Annotated in this window: 15 protein-coding genes; 8 read left to right on the forward strand and 7 right to left on the reverse strand. The window is 69.9% G+C overall.

Translation table 11 applies throughout. From position 1 onward, the window contains the following. Positions 1-803: 803 nt before the first annotated feature. Positions 804-1031, reverse strand: coding sequence for a putative acetyltransferase (locus ACQBAU_RS05330; protein WP_465254917.1), 228 nt, complete (start codon positions 1029-1031; stop codon positions 804-806). Between the two features lie 330 nt (positions 1032-1361). Between ACQBAU_RS05330 and fdxA the strand changes: the two genes are divergently transcribed. The 5 genes from fdxA to ACQBAU_RS05355 all read left to right on the forward strand — a co-directional run bounded on the left by fdxA (position 1362) and on the right by ACQBAU_RS05355 (position 8182). After that, on the forward strand, positions 1362-1688 hold the full coding sequence (gene fdxA, locus ACQBAU_RS05335; RefSeq protein ID WP_434549240.1) for a ferredoxin: 327 nt from the start codon (positions 1362-1364) through the stop codon (positions 1686-1688). Beyond that, complete coding sequence (gene dapC / locus ACQBAU_RS05340; RefSeq protein ID WP_434549241.1) at positions 1688-2788, forward strand: succinyldiaminopimelate transaminase; 1101 nt, start codon at positions 1688-1690, stop codon at positions 2786-2788. Before fdxA ends, dapC begins: the two co-directional genes overlap by 1 nt. 304 nt (positions 2789-3092) lie before the next feature. Next, positions 3093-4907, forward strand: coding sequence for a glycoside hydrolase family 3 protein (locus ACQBAU_RS05345; RefSeq protein WP_465254916.1), 1815 nt, complete (start codon positions 3093-3095; stop codon positions 4905-4907). Positions 4908-4979: 72 nt separating this feature from the next. Continuing rightward, a complete protein-coding gene (locus ACQBAU_RS05350; protein ID WP_465254915.1) occupies positions 4980-6398 on the forward strand; it encodes an exo-beta-N-acetylmuramidase NamZ family protein in 1419 nt (472 codons plus the stop codon). Between the two features lie 110 nt (positions 6399-6508). Continuing rightward, positions 6509-8182, forward strand: a complete 1674-nt coding sequence (locus ACQBAU_RS05355; protein WP_465254914.1) for a serine hydrolase domain-containing protein — start codon at positions 6509-6511, stop codon at positions 8180-8182. Positions 8183-8186: 4 nt separating this feature from the next. On the opposite strand, the gene ACQBAU_RS05360 is transcribed toward ACQBAU_RS05355, so the two are convergent. The 5 genes from ACQBAU_RS05360 to ACQBAU_RS05380 form a co-directional block, all read right to left on the reverse strand. Further along, entirely contained in the window at positions 8187-8597 is a 411-nt protein-coding gene (locus ACQBAU_RS05360; RefSeq protein ID WP_465254913.1) for a hypothetical protein, read from the reverse strand. 57 nt (positions 8598-8654) lie between these two features. Then, positions 8655-11636, reverse strand: a complete 2982-nt coding sequence (locus ACQBAU_RS05365) for a DUF4838 domain-containing protein (RefSeq protein WP_465254912.1) — start codon at positions 11634-11636, stop codon at positions 8655-8657. A 99-nt stretch (positions 11637-11735) separates the two neighbouring features. Further along, positions 11736-12620 carry a hypothetical protein gene (locus ACQBAU_RS05370; RefSeq protein WP_465254911.1) on the reverse strand — a complete coding sequence of 295 codons (885 nt, stop codon included), beginning with the start codon at positions 12618-12620 and terminating at the stop codon, positions 11736-11738. Between the two features lie 48 nt (positions 12621-12668). Continuing rightward, a complete protein-coding gene (gene dapD / locus ACQBAU_RS05375) occupies positions 12669-13658 on the reverse strand; it encodes a 2,3,4,5-tetrahydropyridine-2,6-dicarboxylate N-succinyltransferase (RefSeq protein ID WP_465254910.1) in 990 nt (329 codons plus the stop codon). Between the two features lie 10 nt (positions 13659-13668). Then, on the reverse strand, positions 13669-14259 hold the full coding sequence (locus tag ACQBAU_RS05380; protein WP_434549250.1) for a TetR/AcrR family transcriptional regulator: 591 nt from the start codon (positions 14257-14259) through the stop codon (positions 13669-13671). 136 nt (positions 14260-14395) lie between these two features. Between ACQBAU_RS05380 and ACQBAU_RS05385 the strand changes: the two genes are divergently transcribed. Then, positions 14396-15439 carry an alpha/beta hydrolase gene (locus tag ACQBAU_RS05385; protein ID WP_465254909.1) on the forward strand — a complete coding sequence of 348 codons (1044 nt, stop codon included), beginning with the start codon at positions 14396-14398 and terminating at the stop codon, positions 15437-15439. Positions 15440-15454: 15 nt separating this feature from the next. Here ACQBAU_RS05385 and ACQBAU_RS05390 read toward each other — a convergent pair whose 3' ends face one another. Then, positions 15455-16561 (reverse strand): NYN domain-containing protein, encoded by a 1107-nt coding sequence (locus ACQBAU_RS05390; protein WP_465254908.1) that lies wholly within the window; start codon positions 16559-16561, stop codon positions 15455-15457. Positions 16562-16606: 45 nt separating this feature from the next. Here ACQBAU_RS05390 and dapE point away from each other — a divergent pair, with 45 nt between their 5' ends. Then, complete coding sequence (dapE, locus tag ACQBAU_RS05395) at positions 16607-17695, forward strand: succinyl-diaminopimelate desuccinylase (RefSeq protein ID WP_465254907.1); 1089 nt, start codon at positions 16607-16609, stop codon at positions 17693-17695. A gap of 174 nt (positions 17696-17869) precedes the next feature. Next, positions 17870-18649 (forward strand): LOG family protein, encoded by a 780-nt coding sequence (locus ACQBAU_RS05400; RefSeq protein WP_465255375.1) that lies wholly within the window; start codon positions 17870-17872, stop codon positions 18647-18649. The last annotated feature ends 6 nt before the right edge of the window (positions 18650-18655 follow it).

Raw genomic sequence — 18655 nt, forward strand, 5'->3', positions numbered from 1 at the left:
GGGAGCCGGCCCAACGCCCGACCCACCCAGACGTCATGTCCGCCGGCCGAACGCTCGGTGCCCACGGGCCTGTTGGGTGGTGGGAATGGTCCCTGGGGGTCGAGGGGGCAGTTGGAGAGGGGCCCGGGTGTCGAGTGGGCAGTTGGAGGGGTGGCCTCGCGTCGAGTGGGCAGTTGGAGGGGTGGCCTCGCGTCGAGTGGGCAGTTGGAGAGGTGGCCTCGCGTCGAGCGGGCAGTTGGAGGGGTGGATCTGGGCTGCGGGCCTCGCCGAGTGTCCTCTCGGTGCGGGTCGGCTGTCCGGGTGGTGTGGGTGTGGCCTGCTGGGCCCTTCGCTGGCCTGGCCCGCCATCGACGGGGCGGTTGGAGAGGGCCCCGGGCGTCGAGGGGGCGGTTGGAGAGGGCCCCGGGTGTCGAGTGGGCAGTTGGAGAGGTGGCCTCGCGTCGAGCGGGCAGTTGGAGGGGTGGATCTGGGCTGCGGGCCTCGCCGAGTGACCTCTCGGTGCGGTTCAGCTGTCCGGATCGTGTCAGCGTGCCCTGCTGGGCCCTTCGCTGGCCTGGGCTGCCGTCGATGGGGCGGTTGGAGAGGTGCCGGGGTGTCGAGGGGGCGGTTGGAGAGGTGCCGGGGTGTCGAGGGGGCGGTTGGAGAGGGGCCCGGGTGTCGAGTGGGCAGTTGGAGTGGGGCCCGGGTGTCGAGTGGGCAGTTGGAGGGGTGGATCTGGGCTGCGGGCCTCGCCGAGTGTCCTCTCGGTGCGGTTCGGCTGTCCGGGTGGTGTGGGCGGGCCCTGCTGAGCGTCCCGCGGGTGGTCAGTGGCGGCGGGGTGGTGGCGGCGGGATCGGCTTGGCAGCGACGATGTCGGTGAGCCGTACGACGTGGTCGTGGCCGTGGCGGTCGGTGACCACCAGGTCGTCCTCGCCGAAGGCCTGCAGGATCCCGAGTACGTCGGTCGCGCGGCCGTCGGGGATCCGGTGCCGTACGACGACCCGGGAGCCGACGTCGGCGGGTCCGAGGCGGGGCGTACGGCGATCTGGCACAGCTCACGATAACCCCGGCCATCCAGCCGGTCGGCCCGCCACCCAGCTGCTTCACGGTCCGCCGTGGGACGTCTCGACGAGCTCGACGTGCGTTCTGGCGTCTCGACGGGCTCGGCGGGCGTCTCGACGAGCTCACGGATGCCTCGACGGATGCCTCGACGGGCGGGTCGACGAACTCGACGGGCGCTGGGGGCGGGTCGACAGGCCGGGGGTGACCACCAATCGGCGGACCGGTGGTGCGTTGCCCAAGGTCTCGGGGGATACTGGCTGGGATCCCTCCGGTGGGGAGGCACGCGCCCTGAACCGGACGTAGCAATGAAGGAGACCCTCGTGACGTACGTCATCGCGCAGCCCTGTGTGGACCTCAAGGACCTCGCCTGCGTCGAGGAATGTCCGGTGGACTGCATCTACGAAGGCAAGCGGATGCTCTACATCCACCCCGACGAGTGCGTCGACTGTGGTGCGTGTGAGCCGGTCTGCCCCGTGGACGCCATCTACTACGAGGACGACCTGCCCGAGGACCAGGCGCCGTTCTACGACGCCAACGTGCACTTCTTCGACGACCTGGGTTCGCCCGGCGGCGCCTCGAAGCTCGGTGTCACCGACGCCGACCACCCGATCGTCGCCGCGCTGCCGCCGCAGGAGCACGACGAGTGATGTCGGACCGGCCGGGTGTCGGGGCGAGCCTGCCCGACTTCCCCTGGGACAGCCTGGCCGGAGCCGGCGCGGTCGCCCGCGCCCATCCTGACGGCATCGTCAACCTGTCGGTCGGCACCCCGGTCGACCCGACGCCGGAGCTCGGTCAGCGAGCCCTGACCGAGGCTGCCGACAGCCCGGGCTACCCGACCACGATCGGTACGCCTGAGTTGCGGGCCGCCATGGTCGGCTACCTCCGGGACCGATGGGCGGCGACCGAGCTGACCGAGGCCGGGGTGCTGCCGGTGATCGGGACCAAGGAACTCGTGGCCTGGTTGCCGATCCTGCTCGGGCTGCGCGCCGATGACACCGTGATGTACCCGTCGGTGGCCTACCCGACGTACGCGGTGGGCGCCCAACTCGCCGGGTGCCGCGGGGTCGCCGCGGACGGCGGCGACGCCGTACGGGAGCACCGGCCGGCGCTGCTGTGGCTCAACTCGCCGTCCAATCCGACCGGGCAGGTGCTCGACGCCGATGAACTCGCCGACGTGGTGGCCGCCGCGCGGGAGGTCGGCGCGGTGGTGGCCTCCGACGAGTGCTACGGCGAGTTCGGCTGGGAGGCCGAGCCGGTCTCGGTGCTCGACGCCCGGGTCAACGGCGGGTCGTACGAGGGCCTGCTCGCCATCCACTCGCTGTCGAAGCGGTCCAACCTGGCCGGCTACCGCGCCGGACTGGTCGGCGGGGACGCGGCGCTGGTGGGCGACCTGACCCAGGCTCGCAAGCACCTCGGGATGATGGTGTCGGCGCCGGTGCAGGCCGCGATGGCCGCCCTGCTCGCCGACCAGTCCCACGTGGCGGAGCAGCGACGGCGGTACGCGGGGCGCCGGCAGCTGCTGCGGCCGGCCCTGGAACGGGCCGGGTTCCGGATCGACCACGCCGAGGCGGGCCTGTACCTGTGGGCGACGCGGCAGGAGGACTGTCGCGCCAGTGTCGACTGGTTCGCCGAGCGCGGCATCCTGGTCGCGCCCGGGGACTTCTACGGCACCTCCGCCGGGCAACACGTCCGGATCGCGCTGACCGCCACCGACGAACGGATCGACGCCGCCGCATCCCGGCTGTGACGTCAGGGGCCGGGTGCTCGAACCGGTCACGCGAGTCCAATCCGGTCCCGCGAGTCCAATCCGGTCCCGCGAGTCCAATCCGGTCACGCGAGTCCCATCCGGTCACGCGAGTCCAATCCGGTCACAGGGGGCCCCAATTCGGTCACACCGTGGCGTCGAGGTGTGGCTGACATGAACTTGTTCCGACGTTCTTGACCGGTGGCACTTTGGCTGGTTACGTTCAGGGCGTCCGTCCGGCCGAAGGCGTCCCGGCACGGGCTCGAGCAACCCTCATCCCCCCGATGGATGCCGAACAGGAGTGCAGATGAGCGTCACCGATCGCCCCGTCCCCTCGCACGACCGGATCGCACGCGCCGCGTTCCCACGTCGCCGTGTGCTGCAGGCCGGCCTCGCCGCCGCAGCCGGGGCCGCCGTACTGCAGACCACCGCCCCCGCCGAGGCGGCGATGCGGCGCGAGGGCTGGATCCGCTCCCGGATCGCCCGGATGTCGGTGGAGCAGCAGGTGGGCCAGCTGTTCGTGATGCGGGTGTACGGCAACGACGCCACCGCATCCGACAACCGCAACATGAACGAGTACGGCGTCGCCAGCCCCGCCGAGATCGTCGCCAAGTACCACCTGGGTGGGGTGATCTACTTCGCCTGGGCCGACAACCTGCCGACCCCGGCCGCCGGAGCCAGGTTGAGCAACGGACTGCAGCGGGCCGCCCTGGCCGCGCCGGGCAAGGTCGCGGTGCCGCTGACCATCTCGACCGACCAGGAGACCGGGATCGTGGCGCGGATGCCCGACCCGGCGACCGTCTTCCCGGGGGCGATGGCACTGGGTGCCGGCCGCGACCCCGAGCTGACCTACGACACGTACGAGATCACCGGCGCCGAACTGCGGGCGGTCGGGGTGAACAACGACTACGCCCCGCTGGGCGACGTGAACGTCAACCCGGCCAACCCGGTGATCGGCGTGCGCAGCTTCTCCGCCGACCCGGCGTTGGTGGCCGAGCTGCTCGTGGCCGGGGTCAACGGGTTGCAGTCACAACAGGTCAGCGCGACCGCCAAGCACTTCCCCGGGCACGGCGACACCGACGTCGACTCCCACACCGGGTTCCCGGTCATCCACCACACCCGTGAGGAGTGGGAGACGATCGACGCGCCCCCGTTCCGGGCCGCCGTCGAGGCCGGGATCGACGCGATCATGACCGCCCACATCAATGTGCCGGCACTCGACCCGTCCGGTGATCCCGCCACCCTCAGCAAGCCGATCATCACCGACATCCTGCGCGGTGAGCTGGGATTCACCGGCGTCGTGGTCACCGACTCGCTCGGCATGGCCGGCGTCCGGGAGAAGTACGGGGACGCCGAGGTCGCGATCCGGGCCGTCGAGGCCGGCGTCGACCAGCTGCTGAACACCCCGGCCGCCGACGTGCAGTACAACGCGGTGCTCGACGCCGTACGGTCGGGCCGGATCAGCCGCCGCCGGCTCGACGAGTCGCTGGTGCGGATCCTCGGCATGAAGTACGACCGTGGCCTCCACCGCGACCCGTTCGTCGACGAATCGGCGGTCGACGAGATCGTCGGCAACGCGACCCACAAGGCGCGTGCCCAGGAGATCGCCGACCAGACGATCACGCTGCTCCGCGACGACGCCGACCTGGTGCCACTGCCGGCTGGTGAGGTGCTGGTCACCGGCTACGGTGACACCACCACGGTCAACCTGGCGGCCAGCCTGAGTGATCATGGCCATCCGGCGCAGGCGTTCGTCACCGGCAGCTCGCCGTCGCAGACGCTGATCAACTCGGCGGTGACCCGGTCGGCGGCTGCCGCGGTGACCGTCGTACTGACCTATGGTGCCGACACCAACACCGCCCAACAGCAGCTGCTGCAGGCGTTGCGCGACGCCGGCCGCAAGGTGGTCGTGGTCGCGGTGCGGAACCCGTACGACATCGCCGGACTGGGGGACACCCCCACCTACCTGGCCACCTACTCGTGGCTGTCGGTGTCGACCGAGGCGCTGGCCAAGGTGTTGGCCGGCGAGATCCCCGCGGCCGGCCGGTTGCCGGTGAGCATCCCGAGCCAGGCCGACCCCGACACCGAGTTGTTCGGGTTCGGCGCCGGGATGGACAACTGAGTCCGGCCCGGACCACGCATCGTCCGGCCCACCTGATCGTCCGGCACGGCTGACATCCGTGGCCGGCAACGCATGTCCCTGCAAGCGAACACCCCTGACCCGACCACCCGTACCGACCAGGAGTTGATCATGACGAAGCCCACGCCAGACAGCCACGGCGACACCACCGCGCGTTCCGGCCACAGCGGGATCTCCCGCCGTGGGATGCTGGCGGCCGCCGGCGCCGGTGCGGCCGTCACCGCCGGTGGCCTGCTGCCCGCGACGGCCCATGCGGCCCGCCCGGCCCAAGAACCCCGACAGACCGTCCGGCCCGGTGCCGACGTCGCCGCCGACGACGACTGGTCGGTGTTCGCCGGCCGCAAGATCGGCGTGATCACCAACCCGACCGGGATCGTACGGGACGGCCTGATCAGCATCGTCGACCAGATGCACGCCTCGGGCAAGGTGGACGTGGGTGCGGTGTTCGGTCCCGAGCACGGCTTCCGCGGCTCGGCCCAGGCCGGTGAGTCGGAGGACACCTACGTCGACGAGCGCACCGGGATCACCGTCTACGACGCGTACGGGGCGAACGCGGCCAAGTTCGAGACGTTCTACGCCGAGTCCGGGATCGACACCGTCGTCTTCGACATCCAGGACGTCGGGGTGCGGTTCTACACCTACATCTGGACCATGTACGAGGCGATGATCGCCGCGATCCGCACCGGTGGGAAGACGTTCGTGGTGCTCGACCGGCCGAACCCGGTCGGCGGCACCCCGCACGGTGCGATGATGCGGGACGGCTTCACCTCCGGGGTGGGCAAGGACAAGATCCTGCAGGCGCACGGCATGACCGCCGGCGAGGTGGCCCGCTACTTCAACGGTGAGCTGATGGCCGAGGCGGCCGGTGGCCAGCTCGACGAGATCGAGGTGGTCAAGGTCGACGGCTGGTCGCCCGACATGCTGTTCGCCGAGACCGGCCTGACCTGGACGCTGCCCAGCCCCAACATGCCGACCCCCGACACCGCCCTGCTCTACTACGGCACCGGGCTGTTCGAGGCGACGAACATGTCGGAGGGCCGCGGCACCACCCGGCCGTTCGAGCTGATCGGCGCCCCGTACGCCGACCATCGCTGGGCGACCACGCTGAACGAGCGCGACATCCCCGGCGTCGAGTTCCGCGAGGCCTACTTCAACCCGACGTTCTCCAAGCACGCCGGGGAGGTGTGCGCCGGGGTGCAGGTCCACATCATGGAGCCGCACGAGGTGAACTCGTTGCTGGTGGCGACGCACATGATGACCGCAGCCCGTGACCTGTACGACGACTTCGGCTGGCGTGCCCTCGACGGCGCCAACCCCGGCCGCTGGTTGGGGCTGCTCACCGGGTCGGACAAGTTCCAGCAGTTGTTCGAGGCCGGGGCCTCGGCCGAGCAGATCAGCCGCATGTGGCGAGCCGACGAGCGCAGCTTCGATCGGCAGCGTCGGCAGTACCTGCTCTACCCGCGGACCCGCTGATCATGCCGCCGCACCCGAGTGCAGCACTCGTGCCCAGCCGACCCGTGGGCCGTCGTGCCTTCCTCCGTACGGTCGGACTGGGGGCCGCCGCCGTCGGTATGGTGGGCCTCGTGTCACACACCGCCCATGCCGACGACGGGGCTGCCGGCCGGTTCGACCGGCCCCTGGACGGATACACCGACTTCCGCACCCTGAAGCGCGGCCGACCACAACAGGTCGGGCTCGATCCGGCGCCGCTGGAACGGGGCTGGGCCGAGGTGGTGTCACACACCACACCGGTCGGCGACGCACCGTTGCCGTTGTACCCGTCCGCGGTGCTCAGCTGCGCCCACCAGGGCCGGGTGGTGCTGGAGCGGTGGACCGGGTACTCCCACAAGTACGCCGACGGCGACACCGAGCTGCCCCGCAACCAGTGGATCGAGGCAGGCGCCAACACGATCTACGACATGGCGTCGGTGTCGAAGCTGTTCACCTCGATCGTGGTGATGCAGCAGGTCGAGCAGGACCTCATCGACCTCGACACCCCGGTGGCCCACTGGTTGCCGGCGTTCGCGGCGAACGGCAAGGAGACCGTCACCCCGCGCATGCTGTTGACCCACACCTCGGGCTTCACCTCGTGGATTCCCTTGTACAGCAGGTATCCCGACGTCGAGTCACGGATCGCGGCGGTGCTGGACCACGAGCTGGCCAACCCGCCGGGGTCGACGTACCTGTACAGCGACCTCAACCTGATCACGCTGGGGGTGTTGTGCGAGCACGTGTCGGGTCGCACCCTTGATCAACTCGTCGCCGACGGCATCACCTCACCGCTGCGGATGCGCGACACCGGCTACAACCCGCCGGCCACGAAGCGCAACCGGGTGGCCGCGACCGAGTTCCAGGCGACCCCCGACCGCGGCATGGTCTGGGGTGAGGTGCACGACGAGAACGCCTGGTCACTCGGTGGGGTCGCCGGTCATGCCGGCATCTTCTCCACCGCGGGTGACATGGCGATCCTGGCACAGACGATGCTCAACGGCGGGGCGTACGCCAAGGAGCGGATCCTGTCCGAGGACTCGGTCACCGCCATGATCAGCAACGAGAACACCGAGTTCCCCGGTGATGATCATGGTCTGGGCTTCGAACTCAACCAGCGGTGGTACATGGCCGGGCTGAGCTCGTCGCGGACCGCCGGCCACACCGGCTACACCGGGACGTCGTTGGTGATCGACTTCGCCTCGGCGTCGTTCGTGATCCTGCTGACCAACCGGGTGCACCCCTCCCGCAGCTCGGGCAGCGTCAACCCGGCACGACGGTCGGCGGCGAACGCGATGGCCGATGCGCTCGGCATCACCCCGGCACAGGGGGAGTCGATGTGGCTGGCCGACGAGACGCCCGACAGCACCTCGACCCTCGATCTCACCGCCCCGACCGAGACGCGGGGGATCAGCTTCTCGCTGTTCCTCGACGTCGAGTCGTCCGACCCGTTCACCCTCGAGGTCAGCACCGACGCCGGCGAGACCTGGACGTTCCTGCCCTACACGCTGGACGGGGAGTCGATCACCGGTCCGATCGGACGGTCGGGGACAAGGGCGTGGCAGCAGGCGCTCGCCGCCGTACCCGAACCGGTGACCGACGTCGGAGTGCTGCTGCGGCTCGGCCAGAACCGCGACACCCTCTACGACGGCCGCGGCCTGCTGGTGGATGCGATTCGGTTGCTCGACGGTGCCGGTGAGGTCGTGGCCGACGTCGAGGCCGACCCGTCGCTGGCGACCGTCGCCGGCTGGCGCCAGGTCAGGCGCTGACTAGCTAGGACGGGTCGGGGCGCCGCCGTACGGCGCCGACGGTCAGCACGAATCCCGCGGTGAGCACCACCAGGCCCAACAGGCCACACACGATGCCTGCCGTGACCGGCGAGGTGCCGTCGACCACCCCTTCACCGGTGAGGGCCATCCACACGCCCATGCCGAGGAAGCCGCCGCCGATGCCGACGGTGCCGGCGCCGCTGATGATGCTGCCCACGTAGGCGTACGCCGGCTTGAGCCTGCCCAGCAACCTGCCACCGACGGCCGTGCCCAGTCCGAGCCAGATCGCCATGCCGAGCAGACGGATCCCCCACGAGTAGTCCAACACCAGCGACACCCCGGCGCCCATCACGCCGAACGCGGTCCCCAGGGCCAGACCCGGGGCACTGTTGGCAAAGCGGCGGCGAGCGTCCATGGTCGATCACCCTACCGGCCGGGAGTGGCGCCGAGGCCGTGCTTCCCGGGCGTGACCTCAGGCCGGGACCAGCTCCAGGCAGTCGACATGGATCCAGTCGACGGCTCGATTGATGCCACTGACGTAGAGATGTCGTTCCCCACCGGTCAGCGTCAGGGTCTGCGGGAGGGCGATGTAGTGGTATCCGCCGTCGGTGAACGGTGTCAGTCGGAACAGCTCGCGGATCTCTCCGTCGGTCGTCCCGATCACGACACCCCAGGCCGCCATGTTCGTGTCGGGCTGGACCTCCACGCGGATCCGCGCGTAGACCTGCCACGTGCCGGTGATCGGCACCTGGCCGAGGTCGAGCTGGACACCGGTGGTCTGTCGATTGCCGCGCAGCCGGGCGGCGAACCCGTCAGTCGCGTCAGGATCGGCCAGGACCTCGGCGTACGTCGGGTCCAGGGTGAACTGGTCCTGTTGCACGGTGACGGAGTCGGGGATCGTCCCGTCACTCACCGAGCCGTAGTACAGATACTCCACGTCGTCGATGTACACCACTCCTTCGGCGCCCAGCGTGGCGACAGCGGAGGATGCTCGAACCTCCTTGGTGGTGGCGGGCAACTTGTCCACGAACAGTGCCTCGACCCACTCACCCTGGGAGGCCGTCATCGGAATGTAGTGATCATGGCGATAGCCGATGTCGGCGCCGAAGACGTCGGTCACCCTGATGCCGGGCACGAAGACACCGGTCGCCTTCGAGCCCTCGGGAACGAAGTACTTGAAACGGGACACCCACACGCCACCACCGGCCGCGAACGTCGGGTCTGTCTGGATGAGCGGGCAGCTGTGGAAACCGCCGGTGAGCTTCAGACTGTAGTCCCCGCTGTAGGTGACCTCGGTGCTCGCGGCGGGCGGTGCCAGGGGTGGCTGGTTCGGGTTGATGGACCACCCGGTCAGGTCGCCGTCCTCGAAGCCGGCGTTGACTCCGTACCTGGTGACCTCGTCGTTGATCATGAGCAGCAGATGGTGGCAGTAGCCGCGTACCTCGCTCGACTCCGCGGTCTCTGCGAGGTCGCTGACGTGGGCCCGCAGCGATGCCGACTCCTCAACGTTGGCGCGCGCCCAGTCGGCAATCTTGATCATGGTCTTGCAGTTCCAACCACTCCACAGCGCTCCGTACGACATCGGGGAGCGGGCCTGCTTGTGCAGTTCGTCGGACTGCATGGCCGCGAACAGGGTGTCCCGGGACTGGGCATGTGCCACCGATGCGTCCAACTCGGCCAACGTGTCGTCCAGCAGGGCTGTGGCCGATGTGGCCGAGTCGGGGGCAGGAAGGTCACGGGGGTAGCTGAGCGCGGACGCCTTCGTCAGGGCGAACTCGCGGCCGATCATGGTCACTCGGGCGATCTCGTCGTCGGTCTGGGCGCCGTTGGTGGCCGACTCCAACAGCTGCTCCGCAGTGCTGACGTCCTCGGGAGTGACCACGTCGAGGTAGCTGAGATCGTCAAACCGGCAGTAGGTGTGATTGCGGCTGCCGTGGAACCACGTGGAGTCCGGAACCTTCTCCATCCAGATGCGCTCCCAGTGGCGGAAGTAGGCCTCGAGTTGGGGGCCACCGTTCCCCACGGCCTTGCGGCACCATTCACTGACGAGGTCCGCCATGGAACGGTCGGCGTTCCACAGTTTCTTGGCGTACGCCCAGGGCTTGGGCCCTTCACCCCAGTTGTAGCGCATCTCCGACATCTGCCCGACCACACCGTGCTCGGCGCCCCAGCTGACGACCTCGTCCAGCAGGTCGAAGGTGACGCGGGGGATGGCGTACGGGAACCCGTACACGTAGTCGTACCAGCCCAGCTGGGTGGCCACCTCGCCCCAGGCCGCCGTGTGGGCCTGGTCCTCCGCCCGCTTCACCGGGTCCACCCAGACGTAGCGGTCGCGGGTCAGGAACGGCACCACGTTGGGATGGAGCTTGAACGGCGGCGGGTCGTTGACCCAGTTGTAGGCCAGCAGCCCGATCAGCCGGTCCGAGAACTCCGGCCGCTGCTGCATGACCCGCTCGGTCACGTCATTGACCCAGGCGTAGTAGACCGGAGACATGTTGGTCATGCCGACCCCGTTGACGCTGTCGTCCATCTCGTCCTCGCTGAACCCCGGCCCGTCGCTGACACCCAGGGAGAAGGACGAGGCCGTGGGGTTCTCGTCGAAGAATTCGATGATCTGCCGGGCGGCTTCGGCGGCCACCCCGTCGGCGGTGTAGCGGATGTGCCACCCCTTGTTGAGCCCGGCCGGGGGAATGTAGGTGGCGCCGTTGCGGATCGGGTACCACTCCGGATGGTAGGACTCCGGCTTGTCGGGATCACCGAACAACGCCGAGTCGAACATGCGCCATTCGTGATGGTGGAAGTTGATGCGCCAGTGCGTCCGATTGTTGTCGCCCCACGCCTTGACGACATTGGCGCCACGCGGGGTCCAGTCCGCCTCGAAGGCGGTCGGGCTCGGGTGCAGTGCGCGGCTGGTGTACGTGGGGTTCTGGGTCGTCCGGCGGGGCCCGATGCCGACCGTGGTGGCCGGCGGGAGGTACTCGCCGAGCTCGGTGGGCAGCAGGGGCGTGTAGTCCAGGGCAGTCTCGAGCAGCTCGAGGACTCCGTGGCGGGTCCCCCACGGGGTCGGCCCGAGCACGGTCACGGTGTCGCGGTGCGGCGCGATGACGAAACCATCGGGATCCAAGGTGGCCTGCACCCTGCGCACTGACGGCAGGGAGTCTTCTGCGGCGTGGCCGAGGTAGAGGCGGGTCAGCCCGTCGGCGGCAACGCCGGGGCCGATGTGCGCCGGCAGCGTGGCGCCGGTTGCCTTCCGGACCAGCCGGATCAGTTCCTCGGCGGCCCACGTCACCTGCGGGTCCGCATCGACCGGCAGGATCACCACGGCGGCGGGCTCGCCGTTGCGGACGAGGTGGTGGGTGATGGCACCGTGCGCGTGCTGTGGCCAACTCAGCAGGGCGGCTCCACCGGCGGCGGCGCCGATGGTGAGGAAGGTGCGGCGGTTGAGGTTCGACATCGGTGTCTCCTGTGACGGTGAGCGTGGGCCGCTGTTCAAGGCTGTACTGCAGTATGCAGAATTGCTGCCCCGAGCGCCAGAGTCCTTCCGAAACGGATGTCAGGCGACGGTGACGATGACGACGCGATCATCGCCGGGGGAGTCGGCAGGGCCCCACTGGCTCAGGGCGCCCGGGTCGTGCTGCCACCGCTGGGCACCCACCACCACCTCGTCGGTGCCGAAGCGACTGCCGGTGGCCATCGCCGTGTGCGCGATCGCCCAGGCCTGTTCGTCGGAGTTGGCGGTGAAGGTGATGACCTTGCCGTCCGGTACACCTGCCTCGATCCCCAGCGTCGTGGTCAGGAAGGTGTTGAGGCCGTCGATGTCGCCGGCCGTGTCCGCCTTGTGCACACAGGTCAGGCCGGCCGGGGTCCAGCCGGTGAAGGTGCTGGCCAACGTACGGCCGTCGGTCTCGTGGTCGCGGTACGCCTCGGGGTAGCCGCTGCGTTGGACGGCCTGGGCCACCTCGGTGATGTCACGCTCCTGCCAGCCGTCGATCGTGACGAGCACGTCGTAGAACGCGCCCGACGAGTAGTACGGGTCCATGATCTGCTCGACCGTGCCCCAGCCCATCGAGGGACGCTGCTGGAACAGGCCGACCGAGTCGCGGTCACCATGATCAAGATTGCGGATGTCGGTCTCCTGGTAGACCGTCGCCATCGCGATGGAGGCTGCCCGCGGTGGCAGGCCCCGCTTCACGCTGGTGCCGACGATGATGCTGGTCCACCAGGCCTGGTCGCTGGTGATGACCGTGCTGTGGTCGGGGATGCTGGCGACACAACGCGGCCGGGGCGGGGCGACCGTACCCGACCCGCGGAGCAGGTTCACCACGACGACCGTGGCGACCACGGCCAGCACCACGATCGCGACCAGGCCCACTCCGCAGCCGAGCAGTACCCGGTTGCCGGTCGATCCGGCCGCACGTCGCGGCGGGGGTGTGGTCACCGGCCCGATCCGGCGTGGCTCATGACAGCGGTTTCTGGTCGGCCGCGCTCACTGGGCGTGCAGCTCCGCGTTGAGTTCAACGGCGCGGGTGGCGCGATTCTTCACCACCACGGCTCCGGTCACCGAGTCGCGCAGGAAGAGCAGCCCCGGCTGCCCTGACAGCTCGACCGCCTTCACCACGGTGCCGTCGGGCAGTGAGACCTTCGTCCCCGAGGTGACGTACAGCCCGGCCTCGATCACGCAGTCGTCACCCAGCGAGAACGCCACACCGGCGTTGGCGCCGAGCAGTGACCGGGCACCGATCGTGACGACTTCGGTGCCGCCACCGGACAACGTCCCCATGATCGAGGCACCGCCGCCGACGTCGGACCCGGCGCCGACGATCACGCCCTGGCTGATCCGTCCCTCGACCATCGCCTCCCCGAGGGTGCCGGCGTTGAAGTTGACGAAGCCCTCGTGCATCACCGTCGTGCCCTCGGCCAGGTGGGCGCCGAGCCGTACCCGATCGGCGTCGGCGATCCGAACCCCGGCGGGCAGCACGTAGTCGACCATCCGCGGGAACTTGTCGACGCCATGCACGGTGACGTGCCCGTCGCGGGCGCGGAGCCGCACCCGGGTGAGCTCGAAGTCGGTGACCGCACACGGGCCGGCGGAGGTCCACACCACGTTGGGCAACTGCGCGAAGATCTTGTCGAGGTTGATGCTGCGGGGGCGGACCAGCCGGTGGCTCAGCAGGTGCAGCCGCAGGTAGGCGTCCGGGGTGTTGGCCGGGGCGGCGGACAGGTCGACGGTCACCCGGACGGCTTCGGTACGGACCTGGCGGGCCTCGTCGGTGGTCTCCAACGCGGCCAACGCCTCGGGGGCGTCACCCTCGACCGGCTCCCCGAGGGCAGGGGTGGGGAACCAGGTGTCGAGGATCATCCCACTGTCGTGGACCGTGGCCAGCCCCCAACCCCACGCCCGGTCGGGCTGGTCGGCGGCATCGGTCGTGGCGTTGGCCGAGGTGTCGGCGGCATCTGGGCGTGCGGTGTCCGTCATGGGCGCCAGCCTACTGAAGCGCGCCAGCCGATGGCGCCGTCGCGGCGGTCACCCGGTCGAGCTCGGCCCGCAGTGCCGCCGCTGCGGCGGCGGCCTCGACGGCTCCGGTGAGCACCTGCAGCGAGAGCCCGTCGGCGGTGGCGACCAGCGCCCGGGCGGCGGCCTGCGGGTCGGCCGCCGGCGACAGCAGTGGTCGCAGCAGGGTGGCGACCTCGGCCTGTTGGCCACGCTTCGCCTCGGCCAGCAGGGCCGCGATCCGGGGCCGGGTGATGCCGGCGGCGACGAAGTGGTGGAACACCGAGACGCCGATCGTGGTGGTGTGGTCGTGCGGGATCACGTGCGACAGCAGGTGCCACAGCGTCTCGTCGCCCTCGGCGGTCTGTCGTACGGCTTCGTGGCGGGCGGCTGCGCCGTTGATCATCGCGGCCGCGCTGGCCAGCAGCAGGTCCTCCTTGCTGCCGTACCGGTACTGGATCCGGCCCACCGACACCCCGGCCGCCTGCGCCACCGTACGCATGGTCACCGCACCCAGCCCGTCGGTCGCGATCACCTGCCACACACCCCGGATGATCGGGTCGTCGACCTCCGCACCACCTGCCATGACAGGAGTGTAACATGATCAATACGAGTGTATTGATCATGTGTTGGTCGATGAGGTGGCAGGGCCTCGACGAGCTCGACGGGCGTCGTCCGGCGCCCGGCGCCACCGACGGACCAGCAGAAGTGAGGAGCAGGCGATGACCGACAGCACCGATCAGGCCCGACCGACCCGTGGTGACCGAGGGGTACGCCGACGCCGCCCGCGCGTGTGGCAGGTCGTGGTCATCGCGATCGCGGCGCTGCTGGTGGCGGAGAAGGCGATCGCGCTGACCAATCCGACTCCCCAGGTGGGCCGGTGGCGCAGCATCGAGGGGTTCGAGTCCTACCGGACGGCGTACTCACAGGTGATGGAGCGGCTGCCACCGGCGACCCGGGTTCACGACGTGCGCACCGCGTACGGCACGGTGCGGGTGTACGAGTGGTCGGCCCCCGGTGACCACACCCCGGTGGTGTTCCTGCCCGGGATCCGTTCCGGGGCGCCGATGTGGGTGGACAACATCCGACCCTGGCTCGGCAGGCGGACCGTCTACGCCCTCGACGCGGTCGGTGACGCCGGGATGTCGACGCAGTCGACCCCGTTGACGTCGTTCGACGACCACGCGACGTGGTTGGACCAGACGTTCGCCGGGCTGGGCCTTGACCGGATCCACCTGGTGGGGCACTCGTTCGGTGGGGCGATGGCCGCCACGTACGCCACCCACCATCCGGAGCGCCTGGCCACGCTGACGATGTTCGAGCCGGTGATGGTGGTGCAGGCGTTGCCGGCCTCGACGTACCTGTGGGCCACCCTGTTGATGCTGCCGGTGCCGCAGGCGTGGCGGGACAAGGCGTTGGCCGAGATCGGCGGGGTCACCGTGGCGGAGGTGCAGCAGCGTGACCCCGTCTCGGTGATGATCGAGCAGGCGTCGGCCCACTACGTGGGTGATCAACTGACACCTCGGCCGCTGACCGATCAGGAGTGGCGGACCGTCCTCGGTGCATCCGGGGAGGGGGTGCCGACGCGGATCGACATCGCGGCCGACACCTCGCTCACCGGCGGCGAGGAGGCGGCGGCGCGCAGTCGACGCTTGGGCATGGACCGGGTGACGGTGTGGCCGGGTGCCACCCACTCGTTGCCGATGCAGGTCGCCGACCAGCTCGAGCCGGAGCTGGCCCGGTGGTGGGCCGACCACGACGCGTGACCCGCCGGGCCATGATCAGCTGGTGACGAGGTAGTCCCCGGTGTTGTCGTCCCAGCGCAGCGTGATCACCCCGGCGGTGTCGGCGGCACGGCAGAACTGCAGGAAGTTCCGGTAGCCCAGTCCCTTCTCGCTGAACTCGGGACGCTGCTTGCGCAGTTGGTCCTTCAGGCCGGACAGCGCGACCGGGCCGCCGACCGCGCCGACCACGTCGCGCAGCAGCGCGAAGGCGTCCTCGCGTTCACCGTGCTCGGGGAGCGACACCTCGGGGTCGCCGCTGGACGGACCGGGTGACACCTCGACGATGCCGCGGTTGGCCAGGTCGCGGATCACCTCGCCGAAGCTGCGGAAACCGTGGTCGGACTCGTTGAACGTCGGGTCCTTGCGCAACACCGTCCGCTTCAGCACCGATGCGGTCACCGGGCCGTTCGACGACGACAGCAGCCCCGCCAACGTCTGCGCCAGCTGGACGTCCAGGCTCTGGGTGGGGGTGACGGGCTCGTCGTCGACGGCGGGCTGCTCCGGCTCCGACCGCTCTCCCGCGCCCCCGTCGTTCCTGCTCCCGTCGTTCCTGCTTCCGGCGCGGCTGGCGTCGGTGCCGTTGCCGCGGCGGGGTCGCTGCTGTTCGGAGGTGGCCTCGTCGGGCACCTCCACCCCCTCGAGGCGGTCGTAGAACAAGAACTCGTCACAGGCAGGTGGCAGCAGGCGAGAGGTGGACTTCTCGACCCCGACCCCGATCACGTTCCGGTTCAGCTCGCGCAGTTTGTGGACCAGTGGCGAGAAGTCGCTGTCACCGGTGCACATCACGAAGGTGGTGATGTAGTCGCGTTCGAAGGCCATCTCGATCGCGTCGACGACCATCTTGATGTCGGCGGCGTTCTTGCGTGACGCCCCCATCCGCTGCGGCATCTCGATCAACTCGACGTGGTGTCGGGTCAGTGATCGTCGGTCCTCGTCGAAGTACGACCAGTCCGCGTACGCCCGTCGGGCGACCACGCGTCCCCGGACCGCGAGGGCGTCGGCGATCGGCCCGAAGTCGAAGGTCATGCCGCCGAGGTGCTCGCGGGCACCCAGGGCGAGGTTCTCGTAGTCGAGGAAGACGGCCAGCCGCTCTTCGGTTCCCATGGGCCTCACCCTACGAGTGCTCGCCGCGGACTAGGGTGACCGACCATGACGCGACTTGACCTCGACGGTGACGTGGTGGACCTGCTGCAGGCGCTGATCGACGTCGAATCGGTGTCGGGCAACGAGCAGGAACTGGCCGATGCGGTCGAGGCGGCCCTGACGGGGAGGGCGCACCTGCAGCTGACCCGGTTCGGCAACAACGTGGTGGCCCGGACCGACCTCGGCCGGGAGTCCCGCGTCGTCGTCGCGGGCCACCTCGACACCGTCCCGGTGGCCGGCAACCTGCCATCGACCCGGACGACGTTGGTCGGAGACGATGGGCTCGACGGGGTGGAGGTGATCACCGGTCGCGGCAGCTGCGACATGAAGGCCGGGGTCGCGGTGGCGTTGTCGTGCGCCGCGACACTGCTCGAGCCGAGTCGGGACGTGACCTGGATCTTCTACGACAACGAGGAGGTGCAGGCCGACCTGAACGGGCTCGGACTGCTCGCCGAGGCCCACCCCGAACTGTTGGCCGGTGACTTCGCCGTTCTGGGGGAGCCGTCCAACGCGGTCGTCGAGGGTGGCTGCCAGGGCACCTTGCGGGTGACGATCACATTGACCGGCACGGCCGCCCACAGCGCCCGGGCCTGGATGGGGCACAACGCGATCCACGACGCCGCCGACCTGCTGGGCCGACTCGCCGCGTACGAACCGCGGACCGTCGACATCGACGGACTGACCTACCGCGAGGGCCTCAACGCGGTCAAGATCACCGGCGGCATCGCCGGCAACGTCATCCCCGACCGGTGCGAGGTGCAGATCAACCACCGGTTCGCCCCGGATCGTACGGTCGAGCAGGCGTTCGCCCACGTCGCCGAGGTGTTCGACGGGTACGAGTTGGTGCTGAGCGACTCCTCACCCGGCGCGCTGCCGGGGCTGGACCGGCCGGCCGCGCAGGAGTTCATCGCCGCGGTGGGCGGCGACCCCGCGCCGAAGTTCGGCTGGACCGACGTCGCCCGGTTCTCCCAGCTCGGCGTCCCCGCGGTGAACTTCGGGCCCGGCAACCCGAGCAAGGCCCACGCCGACGACGAGTTCTGTCCCGTCGCCGAGGTGTACGCCTGCCGCGACGCCCTGCTCCGCTGGTTGGGCTGACCCGTCCCGGCCGCCCGGCCCGACGACCCGGCCCGACGACCCGGCCCGACGACCCGGCCCGACGACCCGGCCCGACGACCCGGCCCGACGACCCGTCCCGAAACGAAGGCCCGGGCGAGCCGGTGCCGCCACTACGCTGGGCGGGTGAGCAGTGAACCGCGCAACCCGTCGCCGATGCGACCCACGTCCCGACTGAACCATCACGGCCGCGTGACGCAGGGCCCGGTCGTCCGGGGCGGCGGTCAACTCCAGTCGACCACCACCGACCAGCGGCTGCTGGAGAGCGACGGCTCGACGGATTGGGTGCACACCGATCCGTGGCGGGTGCTGCGCATCCAGTCCGAGTTCGTGGAGGGCTTCGGCACGCTGGCCGAGCTCGGCCCGGCCATCAGCGTGTTCGGCAGTGCGCGGACCCCGGCCGACTCCGCCGAGTACGCCGCAGCGGTCCGGATCGGCGCGGGTCTGGTCGACGCCGGCTACGCGGTCATCACCGGCGGTGGCCCGGGCATCATGGAGGCCGCCAACCGTGGCGCCACCGAACGGAACGGCACCTCGGTGGGCCTCGGCATCGAGTTGCCGTACGAGACCGGCCTCAACGAGTACGTGAACCTCGGCATCAACTTCCGCTACTTCTTCGCCCGCAAGACGATGTTCGTCAAGTACGCCAGCGGCTTCATCGTGCTGCCCGGCGGTTTCGGCACCTTCGACGAACTGTTCGAGGCGCTCACCCTGGTGCAGACCGGCAAGGTGACGACCTTCCCGGTCGTGCTGTTCGGCACCGGCTACTGGTCGGGCCTGGTCGACTGGCTCCGCGACACCGTGCTGCAGCGTGGCAACATCGCCGAGGCCGACGTGGCGTCACTGGTGGTGACCGACGACGTGGACGAGGCCGTGGCCGCGATGGTCGCCGGTGCCCGGGCCGGCGAAGCAGCCGCGAACCGGGTCGACGGCTAGGATCAC

The sequence above is a fragment of the Carbonicoccus niuqiaonis genome (assembly GCF_050157065.1).
Lineage (GTDB): Bacteria > Actinomycetota > Actinomycetes > Propionibacteriales > Propionibacteriaceae > Avipropionibacterium.

Coding starts and splice junctions, on each gene's coding strand:
- ACQBAU_RS05390 (WP_465254908.1), bottom strand. CDS start 16,561: ATGGGAACCGAAGAGCGGCTGGCCGTCTTCCTCGACTACGAGAACCTC.
- ACQBAU_RS05360 (WP_465254913.1), bottom strand. CDS start 8,597: ATGGACGCTCGCCGCCGCTTTGCCAACAGTGCCCCGGGTCTGGCCCTG.
- dapD (WP_465254910.1), bottom strand. CDS start 13,658: ATGACGGACACCGCACGCCCAGATGCCGCCGACACCTCGGCCAACGCC.
- dapE (WP_465254907.1), top strand. CDS start 16,607: ATGACGCGACTTGACCTCGACGGTGACGTGGTGGACCTGCTGCAGGCG.
- ACQBAU_RS05380 (WP_434549250.1), bottom strand. CDS start 14,259: ATGGCAGGTGGTGCGGAGGTCGACGACCCGATCATCCGGGGTGTGTGG.
- ACQBAU_RS05400 (WP_465255375.1), top strand. CDS start 17,870: ATGCGACCCACGTCCCGACTGAACCATCACGGCCGCGTGACGCAGGGC.
- ACQBAU_RS05385 (WP_465254909.1), top strand. CDS start 14,396: ATGACCGACAGCACCGATCAGGCCCGACCGACCCGTGGTGACCGAGGG.
- ACQBAU_RS05365 (WP_465254912.1), bottom strand. CDS start 11,636: ATGTCGAACCTCAACCGCCGCACCTTCCTCACCATCGGCGCCGCCGCC.
- dapC (WP_434549241.1), top strand. CDS start 1,688: ATGTCGGACCGGCCGGGTGTCGGGGCGAGCCTGCCCGACTTCCCCTGG.
- ACQBAU_RS05350 (WP_465254915.1), top strand. CDS start 4,980: ATGTCCCTGCAAGCGAACACCCCTGACCCGACCACCCGTACCGACCAG.
- ACQBAU_RS05345 (WP_465254916.1), top strand. CDS start 3,093: ATGAGCGTCACCGATCGCCCCGTCCCCTCGCACGACCGGATCGCACGC.